9 protein-coding genes are annotated in these 9748 nt (G+C 62.5%); 6 read left to right on the plus strand and 3 right to left on the minus strand.

Features of this window, described 5'->3' with window-relative positions; translation table 11 throughout:
• Both EN955_RS31590 and EN955_RS31595 read left to right on the plus strand, forming a co-directional pair.
• The coding region (locus EN955_RS31590; RefSeq protein WP_164769937.1) for an ABC transporter ATP-binding protein/permease at positions 1-1673 on the plus strand (1673 nt) is incomplete at its 5' end.
• 108 nt (positions 1674-1781) lie between these two features.
• Complete coding sequence (locus EN955_RS31595) at positions 1782-2129, plus strand: antibiotic biosynthesis monooxygenase (RefSeq protein ID WP_013532546.1); 348 nt, start codon at positions 1782-1784, stop codon at positions 2127-2129.
• Between the two features lie 8 nt (positions 2130-2137).
• Here the strand turns inward: EN955_RS31595 and EN955_RS31600 are convergent, their stop codons facing one another.
• Positions 2138-3001, minus strand: coding sequence for an SMP-30/gluconolactonase/LRE family protein (locus tag EN955_RS31600; RefSeq protein WP_024504336.1), 864 nt, complete (start codon positions 2999-3001; stop codon positions 2138-2140).
• 325 nt (positions 3002-3326) lie between these two features.
• On the opposite strand from EN955_RS31600, the gene EN955_RS31605 reads away from it, so the two are divergent.
• The 3 genes from EN955_RS31605 to EN955_RS31615 all read left to right on the plus strand — a co-directional run bounded on the left by EN955_RS31605 (position 3327) and on the right by EN955_RS31615 (position 6338).
• Positions 3327-4619 carry a DUF4375 domain-containing protein gene (locus tag EN955_RS31605; RefSeq protein WP_024504335.1) on the plus strand — a complete coding sequence of 431 codons (1293 nt, stop codon included), beginning with the start codon at positions 3327-3329 and terminating at the stop codon, positions 4617-4619.
• 198 nt (positions 4620-4817) lie between these two features.
• On the plus strand, positions 4818-5516 hold the full coding sequence (locus EN955_RS31610; RefSeq protein WP_024504334.1) for a phosphatidylserine decarboxylase: 699 nt from the start codon (positions 4818-4820) through the stop codon (positions 5514-5516).
• Positions 5517-5591: 75 nt separating this feature from the next.
• Positions 5592-6338 carry a phosphatidylcholine/phosphatidylserine synthase gene (locus EN955_RS31615; RefSeq protein WP_224621703.1) on the plus strand — a complete coding sequence of 249 codons (747 nt, stop codon included), beginning with the start codon at positions 5592-5594 and terminating at the stop codon, positions 6336-6338.
• Between the two features lie 27 nt (positions 6339-6365).
• On the opposite strand, the gene EN955_RS31620 is transcribed toward EN955_RS31615, so the two are convergent.
• Together EN955_RS31620 and EN955_RS31625 are read right to left on the minus strand one after the other, a co-directional pair.
• Positions 6366-8588 carry an AMP-binding protein gene (locus EN955_RS31620; protein WP_024504333.1) on the minus strand — a complete coding sequence of 741 codons (2223 nt, stop codon included), beginning with the start codon at positions 8586-8588 and terminating at the stop codon, positions 6366-6368.
• Between the two features lie 122 nt (positions 8589-8710).
• On the minus strand, positions 8711-9118 hold the full coding sequence (locus EN955_RS31625) for a 4-oxalocrotonate tautomerase family protein (protein WP_024504332.1): 408 nt from the start codon (positions 9116-9118) through the stop codon (positions 8711-8713).
• Between the two features lie 113 nt (positions 9119-9231).
• On the opposite strand from EN955_RS31625, the gene EN955_RS31630 reads away from it, so the two are divergent.
• On the plus strand, positions 9232-9748 hold a 517-nt coding region (locus EN955_RS31630; protein ID WP_127223528.1), incomplete at its 3' end, for a LysR family transcriptional regulator.

Raw genomic sequence — 9748 nt, forward strand, 5'->3', positions numbered from 1 at the left:
CGCCGCTGCCGAGCTTCCTGCTGGCGCCCGTCATGCTGGTCGTCGCCTACAATGTCGTGCGCCTGGTGCAGCTTGGCTTCAATCAGTTGCGCGACGCGCTGTTTGCCCGCGTCGGCCAATATGCCGTGCGCCAGCTCGCCTTCCGTACTTTCGTTCACATGCACCAACTGTCGCTGCGCTTCCATCTCGAGCGCCGCACCGGCGGCCTGTCGCGCATCATCGAGCGCGGCACCAAGGGCATCGAGACGATCGTGCGCTTCATCATGCTCAACACGGCGCCGACCATCCTCGAATTCGCGCTGACCACGGGCATCTTCGCCTACACCTATGGCTGGAAATATGTGGTCGTCGTCGCGGTCACCGTCTGGGTCTATGTCTGGTTCACGGTCCGCGCCAGCGACTGGCGCATCTCGATCCGCCGCGACATGAACGACAGCGATACCGACGCCAACACCAAGGCAATCGATTCGCTGCTCAACTACGAGACGGTGAAATATTTCAACAATGAGGGCATGGAAGCCGAGCGCTTCGACCGCTCCATGGCACGCTACGAGGTCGCCGCGACGCGCATCTGGACCTCGCTTGGCTGGTTGAATTTCGGGCAGGGCATCATCTTCGGCCTGGGCACCGTCATCGTCATGTGCATGTCGGCGCTCGAAGTGCAGGCCGGCACGCAGACGGTCGGTGACTTCGTCTTCATCAACGCCATGCTGATGCAGCTGTCGGTGCCGCTCAATTTCATCGGCTTCATCTACCGCGAAATCCGCCAGGGGCTCACCGATATCGAGCAGATGTTCGATCTGCTGGATGTGCCGCAGGAGATCGTCGACAAGCCGGATGCCAGGCCAATCGCGGTCAGCGCCGGCAAGGTCGAGTTCCGCGACGTGCACTTCTCCTATGACCCGAACCGGAAGATCCTGAAGGGCATCAGCTTCGAGGTGCCGGCCGGCAAGACCGTCGCCATTGTCGGGCCTTCGGGTGCCGGCAAGTCGACCATCTCGCGGCTTCTGTTCCGCTTCTACGACGTGCAGGGCGGCCAGGTGCTGATCGATGGCCAGGATATCAGGGACGTGACGCAGGAGAGCCTGCGCGGGGCGATCGGCATGGTGCCGCAGGACACCGTGCTGTTCAACGACACCATCGCCTACAACATCCGCTATGGCCGCATCGGTGCCAGCGAGGAGGATATGCGCAAGGCGGCCGAACTCGCTCAGATCGGCCCGTTCATCGAGCGATTGCCTGACGGCTACAAGTCGATGGTCGGCGAACGCGGGCTAAAACTTTCGGGCGGCGAGAAGCAGCGCGTGGCAATCGCCCGCACCATTTTGAAGGCGCCGCCGATCCTGATGCTCGACGAAGCGACCTCGGCGCTCGACAGCCACACCGAACAGGAGATCCAGGCCGCGCTCGATCTGGTCAGCCGTGGCCGCACCACCATCGTCATCGCTCACCGCCTGTCGACGGTGATCACGGCCGATGAGATCATCGTGCTGCAGGACGGCCAGATCGCCGAGCGCGGCACCCATGCCGAGCTGATGCGCAAGCATGGCCTCTACGCCTCGATGTGGGACCGCCAGCGCGAGGCGACCGAGGCCGAAGAGCGGCTGCGCTTGGCTCGCGAAGGCGACGAACTTGGTGTCATCGTCCGCCGGCGCACGTCGGAGGTGAATTGAAGGTTCGGCGTGTGATCTGATTTTTGCACTTGATCTCAACTTAAGTTGAGATTGTAGGCCGTTCCTGGAGCCCAAAAAACACCATGATCCAGGAACGGAGCAATCGAAATGAGCAAGATAAATCAGACTGTTAACGGCGGCAGCGTGTTCAGGGTGGACAAATTCGTCGTCCCGGCCGGCGCCCGCGAGGAGATACTCGCCAAGGTCAGGACAACGCATGAATTGCTGCGCCTGCAGCATGGCTTCGTGCAGGATTTCCTGCTCGAGCAATTCTCCGGGCCGGGCGAATTCAACCTCGTCACCATCGTCGAATGGGAAAGCCAGGCGGCCGTCGACAATGTCGTGCCGATCGTCAAGGCCGCGCACGAGCGCATCGCCTTCAACCCGCAGGAGACGATCGCCCGGCTCGGCGTTCGCGCCGACATCGCCAACTATCAGAGGGTTCCCGGGCTGTAGCAAGGCTGTTACGGCCAGCCGATGCCAGGTGCCGGCGCTTCGACGCTGAACACCTGGCCGGTGCGGGCGTCGCTGAGCATATGCTCGAAGCCGCGCCATTCGGCGGCGAGAATGAACAGCGTTTTCCTGTCGGTGCCGCCCAGCATGCAGGCAAAGCAGCCGCGATCGACGGTCACTGTCTGCAGCACCTCGCCGCCTTCACGCACCCGCACGCAACGCTTGTTGGGAACATCCGCATACCAGGCCGCCCCTTCGGCATCGAGGCAGATGCCGTCGGGATAGCCGTCGAGGTCGGCCCAGACCCTTCGGTTGGCAAGGCTGCCGTCGGCGGCAATGTCGAAGGCGGTCAGCCGATTGGCATGGGATTCCGCGACAATCAGCGTCTTGTTGTCCGGGCTCACTGCCATGCCGTTGGCAAAGGCGATATTTTCCGCCACCTGCCGGACCGCGCCGTCCGGCGTGATCAACACGATGGTGCCGGGGCTGAAATGCTCGCCAGAAGCCGGCGCCGGTCCGCCGCCATTGACATAGGTGTTGCCGCGCCCGTCGACGACGATCTCGTTCCAAGGGCTTTTCGACAGGTCACGCAAATCGGCGCGAGTGACGAGGCTCCCGTCGGCCTCCTGTCGTAGCAGCAGCCCTTCGCGGCCGGAGATGACGAGCAGGCGGCCATCCGGCAGCCAGTCAATGGAGTAGGGCAGGACAGCCGGTACGGTGAGCATGACCTCGCGGTTGCCGTCGGCATCGACGGCGATAATCTCGCCGGTGCCCCAGTTGCAAAGCCACAGCCGTCCGTCATGCCAGCGCGGCGACTCGCCGAAAGCGAGACCGGCAGTGACGAGATGCGCTTGGGGGGCAGGTGGTTTCTGCATGTAGGGGACTCCTTGTTGAGTGCGTCAGCATCGCCAAATGGTCCATGATGGCGCTGTCTCACCAAGGACGGGCGAGGCAGCGGTCTGCCGACAGGCACAGAACCGATAATTTTGGTTTGGCTGCTCTTTGCTGAGTTCGCGACGAAGCCTCGAGGTCAGTTTTTGGAGTGTTCTTCAAACTATCGGTTGAAGTGTTCTTCAAAATATTGGTAAGACGCAGTGAAAATGAATTTCAAGCGCCTTTTTATCCACTTTTCCAAGTGATATTCTGCTGACAGACTCTGATCTACCGGTATTGCTTTCCTCCGGGTAAGAAGGCTTTGGAATGTTCGGAATTTTTTCGCGAAAGAAAAGGCTGCAGCAGTCGACAACGATTTCGGCGTACCAGCCGGAGCAACCGACGGCCAGTCCGCGCGTGACTTCAATTGTTGTCCCGTTTTCAGCAGTCGAGCGCGCCGCTAAGGAAAACTACGTTGCTGACCTCGTGACTGCAGTCATGGATTTCGTGACCGCAATGTTTGATCAGGGCCTCTACAAAGATCACGAAATACCGCCGTCAGCGAGGCAGTTTTTTCACGCTTACCTATACGGGATGGAAGTGGCTAATGGCGGCCATAGCCAATTTATTCACAATTACCGTGATCACCTCGATAAAGTCACCTCGGATGTGCATTTGGCTTTGGCTGGAATGCGAGCAGAAAACCATTTAGCTATTTTGAAACAGATGGTTGCTTGGGTCCGGGAACATCCCAAGGAAGCGGAGGAACAGACTGGATTCGAAGGTGGCCGCGCTGATTTCCTTGATGGACTCGACGATCTTTTTTACAAGGAGGAAGACAGCGTCCCGATGCTTGCCCGCGCAGTGGGTTGGATAGCCTCCTGGCCTGAACTGGAGATTGTCGACGATGCCGAATGCCAGGAGGCCACTCTTGACATTGTGATGGCCAACCCCAGGCGCGAACCTCGATTGCGCCATCGTTCGGTGTTCCATCTGAAAGCAGTGATGACGAGCCGACTTGAAGTGGGCATCGGGCTCGCCTGTGCAGCTTTGCCGCAGCCCGAGGTTAAGCTCGGGCTCGGCAAAGGACGGAGGTTGGGCATAGATGGCGAGAAGCAGATGACATTTCCGGTCGTAACCAACGCCGGCAGGGTGCGTTTGTGCGTAGTCACGCCAACGCATGCGGCTGCATACCAGTACCTGGCTGCTGATGGTACAGAACTGCAACTCGACCTCGGACCGGTCGATAGCGTTGATGAGTTACTTGGCGAAGGTGCTCCACGTGTCGGTCTGAAGCTGTCGCATGTCGGCGCTGATTCAATAGCGACAGTCATCGAACTGGCTGATGAATACGGGGCACCAGCAGCCCTCGACCTTCTTTTGCGCAGGGCTGGAATTGATACGGCAGGAGCAGTTGCTTTGCCATCGATGCTGATTCCGAGCGAGGGAGGATCGGTCGTCAGTTGGACAGTTGCTGCTGACGGTAGACTGCTGTTTTTGGTGTCCTCTCCCAACGGGAGCGCGCTCTTGAGGTCGGGCGCCGAAGATCCGCTGGCGGATGCCCATAGGCTTGAGATCGAAGAACATTTTGTGCGCGCCGAAGCCGATGGTGCCAACTGATCTGGGCTGATTGTCTCGAAATTCTGACGCCAGTGGCACAGGCATGCGAGCCGGTCGCGACCTCACGAACGCGGAGCGTTCGGCTATCCTGAGGCGACAGGCCCTTGCCCGTTCGCCCGCGCCGCCGATTGTTGCGTTGCGGCGAGGGGGGCTTTCGGCTATTGAGGCCCCACCTGAAACGGAGCCCGTTTACACCCGATGAGCCTTGTCGATACGGTCAAGAACGCGTTCGTACCGATCCATCGCGAAGGCTATCCCTTTATCGCGGCCTTTGGCGCGGCAACGCTTTTCCTTGGCTATTTCTCCTCGATCCTGTTCTGGATCGGCCTGATCCTGACCGCCTGGTGCGTCTATTTCTTCCGCGACCCCGAGCGCGTCACCCCGATTGACGACCGCCTGGTGGTCAGCCCCGCCGACGGCATCATCTCGGCGGTCGGACCCGCCGTGCCGCCGCGCGAACTCGGCCTCGGCAATGTCGAGATGACCCGCATCTCGGTGTTCATGAATGTCTTTTCCTGTCACGTGAACCGCGCCCCGGTGCGCGGCCGTATTGCGAAAATCGAACATCGGCCGGGCAAATTCCTCAATGCGGAACTGGATAAGGCCAGCACCGAGAACGAGCGCAACGGCCTGGTCATCGAGAGCCCCAATGGCACGGTCGCTGCCGTCCAGATCGCCGGCCTGGTGGCGCGGCGGATCGTCTGTTGGGCCGAGGCGGGCGGCTCGATCGGCACCGGCGAGCGTTTCGGCCTGATCCGCTTCGGCTCGCGCGTCGATGTCTTCCTGCCCTTGACCGCCACGCCGCGCGTTGCCGTCGGCCAGACAGCGGTCGGCGGTGAAACCGTGCTGGCCGAATTCGGCGGTGTCGCCGGCACACCCCTCGTGCGGATTTCCTGAGCCGTGGGCACGCAGTATAAGAAGTTCGAGGCCCATGCCAGCGGCGGTCCGCGCATCCGCGAAATCCCGATGCGCATGGTGCTGCCCAATCTGGTCACCGTGCTCGCCATCTGCGCCGGCCTGTCCGGCATCCGCTTCGGCTTCGAAGGTCGCTTCGAGCCGGCGGTGGTGATGGTGCTGCTTGCCGCCTTCCTCGACGGCATCGACGGCCGCTTGGCGCGGATGCTGAAGGCGACCTCGAAATTCGGCGCGCAGATGGATTCGCTGGCCGACATCGTCAATTTCGGCGTGGCGCCGGCTCTGGTGCTCTATGCCTTCCTGCTCGACCGCGCCGGCTCGCCGGGCTGGATCGCGGCACTGCTGTTCGCCATCGCCTGCGGGCTGCGCCTCGCCCGTTTCAACGTGCTCGATGACGAGAAGGCCGATCGCCCGATATGGCAGTCCGAATATTTCGTCGGCGTGCCGGCGCCGGCGGGCGCGGTGCTGGTGATGCTGCCGCTCTATCTCTATTTCCTGCGCACAGGGCTGGAGCCCAGTCGTCCAGCGGCCTTCGTCGCCACCGGCTTTACCATACTGGTCGCCTTCCTGCTGGTCAGCCGGCTGCCGGTCTATTCCGGCAAGAGTCTGAAAATCCCGGGCGACAGGGTGTTGCCGATCATCCTGGGTGTCGTGCTCTACGTACTGCTGCTGATGACCTACCCCTGGTACACGCTGACCGCTTCGGTTGCCGGCTACCTGATCTTCCTGCCGTTCAGTGTGCGCGCCTATTCGAAACGCGCCAAGCTGGAGGGCGAGAAGGTACCGCCTTCGGATATAGGTTAGAAGGTCGGCGGAAGTGCTTGATCCGACTCAGGCCGCGACGCCGAGCCCCAGCCTGTCGATCGCCAGCTTTCGGGTCGAGACATAGTCGGTCTTGCCCGAACCCAGCACCGGGATTTCCTCGACCTTGACGATGTCGTTGGGCACCATCAGTTCGGCGGCGCCGGCTTGTTTGCCGAATCTGCGCAACTCGTCGGGATTGGCGTCGTCGGCGGTGGTGACCAGCACGATGCGCTCGCCGCGCCTCTTGTCCGGCACCGCTACCGCCGCATGGCGTTCTTCCGGCCACAGCGACTGCACCAGCATCTCGACAGCACCCAGCGACACCATCTCGCCGGCGATCTTGGCGAAGCGCTTGGCGCGGCCGCGAATGGTGATGAAGCCTTCGCGGTCGACAGCGACGATGTCGCCGGTGTCGTGCCAGCCCGTCAGCGGCTGCAATTCACCGGGGCGGTCCGCGGTCATGTAGCCCATCATCAGGTTCGGTCCGTCGAGCCACAATTGGCCGGCATCGCTGATGCCTTCGATCGGCTCAAGCTTCATGCGCATGGCCGGCAGCAGCCGGCCGACCGTGCCGTCGCGGCCATGGATTGCCGTGTTGACGGCAACCACCGGTGCCGCCTCTGTCAGTCCGAACCCTTCGATGATCTCGGCCTGGAAGCGTTCGCGATAGACGCGGCGGGTTTCCGGCTTCACCGCCTCGGCGCCGGCAACGACGAAGCGCAGGCTGGAAAAATCGCCGTCCTTGGCGGTGCGCGCATAGTTGGCGAGGAAAGTGTCGGTGCCGAACATAATGGTCGGTTTCACCTTGCGCGCAACCTCGGGGATGATCTTGTAGTGCAGCGGCGAGGGGTAGAGGAACAGTTTTACCCCGGTGACCAGCGGCAGGATGGTGCCGCCCGTCAGGCCGAACGAATGGAACACCGGCAGCACGTTGAGCAGGATGTCGGCGGGCGAGATGGTGATGCGCGCCTCAGCCTGCATGGCGTTGGCGTAAAGGTTCTTGTGCGACAGCACGACTGCCTTCGGCGTGCCTTCCGAGCCCGAGGTGAACAGGATCACCGCCGGCTTGGCCGCGTCCTGTCGCTGCAGCGGCCAGCGCCACAGCAAGGCGGCGGCAAGCTTGTCCAGCGCGGTGACGCTCTCCCGCACATCCTCGAGCCAGAGAAGCCTGGCGCCGCCCTTTTCGACCGCCGCGACGATATCGGCAAGGTCGGCCTTCTCGACGAACGCGCGGGACGAAATCACGGTCCTTATCACCGCCGTGCGTACGGCCGCGGTGACGCTCGCCGGCCCGGCCGTATAGTTGATCATCGCCGCCACCCGGCCGGCCGACAGAAGGCCGGTGAGCGACAGCACGACGCCGTTGGCATTGGGCAGCATCACGCCGACCGCCTCGCCCGGAGCCGTCACCGCCTCGAAGCGCCTGCCCAGGACGCGGGCGCCGATGAACATCTTGCGGTAGCTCAGCGCGCCGGAGATGACATCCTCGATGATCGGGTGCGAGGCACCTACGCGGTCTGCGGCATCGCGCATGGCCAGGAACAGGCCGCGATCGAGGTCGGTGCCGAAGAGCCGCGCCTCGGCGACACGGTCGAACAGCGCGTTGGTGTTCGAGGCCTGCTCGGGGTTGCGCGCCACCAGTTCGGCGATGGTCATCCGCTCCAGCACGCTGATCGACAGCTGCGGCAACCAGTGTCGTGGCGCCTTGTCCGCGGGCGTCAGCGACACCGGCAGGCTGCGTGCGCCGCCGACGAAGATCGGCACGATTTTGGCATCGGCCTGCATGGCGATGCGGGTGACGGCACGAAACAACCGAAACGTCTTGACGTCAGGCTCGACCGCATCCGGCAGATAGACGGCGAGCCGGCCCTTGCCCTTCAGCACCCGCACCAACCGGCGGCTGACGAAGACATGTTCGGCGTTGAAGGCGATGGTGCGGCCAAGCTCGCGCCAGGGTTCGAGCCAGGGCGAGCGCGCCGAGACCTCATCGAGAATATGCAGCGTGTCTTCCGGCAGCAGCGACAGCATCAGCGCCGGCTCGAAGCGCGATTGATGCGAGATGACGTAGATGACTGGAGCCTGCGCCTTGCGGGCGATCCTGATGCGGCTGTCTTCGATCCGGTAGGCAAGCTTGAACGGAACATAGAGCAGCGCCTGGGTGAAGCGCAGGCCGAGGCGGAATTTTTCCGCCACGCCGATCAGCAGCCAAGCCAGAACAAGACCCGCAAGCAGCGCCAGTGTCAGGATCATGCCGCGTCTCTCCCAACGTTTTTAGCATCTCGGCTCTTTGCGGCCGTGTCGGCCAGAACCTAGACGATGTGGGAACAAGGTCAATGCGCAGCTTTTGCTTCCCCGGTGCGGGAAGCTGCTTCTCATGCCGCCTGCAGCCGTCCACTGATGAAACGAAATTCCTGGGTCTTGCCGCCATAGCCGTAAGCGGCTGCCGGCACTTCATGCACGAAGGCGTAGCTCTCCTCGTGCACGCCGCCCAGCAGACGGCCGAAGGCAGCGAAGATCGCCTTCAGATAGGCCTCCAGTTCAAGTTTGGTGTTGGTGCCGTCGACCACCTTGATATCAAGCCAGAACGTGTTGGTGCCGTGCTCGGCCAGCGATTTGCCGCCGGCGAACCAGTGCTGCGGATCGACGTAGGACACGGCAACTGCCGTGATCGTCGGGTCCTTGCGCAGCTGCGTCGCGGTGATTTCTGTGGCCTCCTTCGCGATGCGAGCGGAAAGCGCCGCGTCAGGCTTGCCGGCGACGCTGATGTTGATGATGGGCATTTTTCTTCTCCTTGGCTTGCGGGGCGTCCGATCGCCCGTTGAACAACCATGCCATCATCTTTCGATCAAAAAAATCGAATTGTTTTTAACTGAAGCTTCGATAATATCGAAGTATGGAAACACTGGATCCAGATCTGCTCCGAACCTTCCTTGCTTTCGTCGACAGCGGCTCGCTGGCCCAGGCGGCTGCAAGCATCGGCCGTTCGCCCTCGGCGGTGACCGCCCAGATGCAGCGGCTGGAGGAAATCGTCGGTGAGCCGCTGCTGGCGCCGCAAGGGCGGGGACGTGGTCTGACGCCGGCGGGTGAGGATCTCGTCGGCCACGCCAAGCGCATTCTTGCCGCCCATCGCGAGGCTTGGCTGGCGCTGAAGGGCGCCCGCGCTGCCGGGCGCGTTGCCATCGGCACGACACAGGATTTCGCCGACAGCGGCCTGCCGGATCTGCTGCGTGCCTTCGCCGGCAGCCATCCGCGCGTCAGGATCGAACTGCGGGTCGGCCGTTCCGCCGAGCTGGCGCAGGCGCTGCAGTCTGGCGGCCTTGATCTGGCGATCGTGATGCGCCAGACGGCAGCGCCGGACGAAGTCGGCGTGCTGCGCGAGCCGATGATATGGCTATGCTCACAAAAGGGGC

It is taken from the genome of Mesorhizobium sp. M7A.F.Ca.CA.001.04.2.1 (genome assembly GCF_003998485.1).
Taxonomy (GTDB): Bacteria; Pseudomonadota; Alphaproteobacteria; order Rhizobiales; family Rhizobiaceae; genus Mesorhizobium; species Mesorhizobium ciceri.

Excerpts from the sequence above, each read along its gene's own strand:
- EN955_RS31595 (WP_013532546.1), top strand. The coding sequence starts at position 1,782 with ATGAGCAAGATAAATCAGACTGTTAACGGCGGCAGCGTGTTCAGGGTG.
- EN955_RS31600 (WP_024504336.1), bottom strand. The coding sequence starts at position 3,001 with ATGCAGAAACCACCTGCCCCCCAAGCGCATCTCGTCACTGCCGGTCTC.
- EN955_RS31605 (WP_024504335.1), top strand. The coding sequence starts at position 3,327 with ATGTTCGGAATTTTTTCGCGAAAGAAAAGGCTGCAGCAGTCGACAACG.
- EN955_RS31610 (WP_024504334.1), top strand. The coding sequence starts at position 4,818 with ATGAGCCTTGTCGATACGGTCAAGAACGCGTTCGTACCGATCCATCGC.
- EN955_RS31615 (WP_224621703.1), top strand. The coding sequence starts at position 5,592 with ATGGTGCTGCCCAATCTGGTCACCGTGCTCGCCATCTGCGCCGGCCTG.
- EN955_RS31620 (WP_024504333.1), bottom strand. The coding sequence starts at position 8,588 with ATGATCCTGACACTGGCGCTGCTTGCGGGTCTTGTTCTGGCTTGGCTG.
- EN955_RS31625 (WP_024504332.1), bottom strand. The coding sequence starts at position 9,118 with ATGCCCATCATCAACATCAGCGTCGCCGGCAAGCCTGACGCGGCGCTT.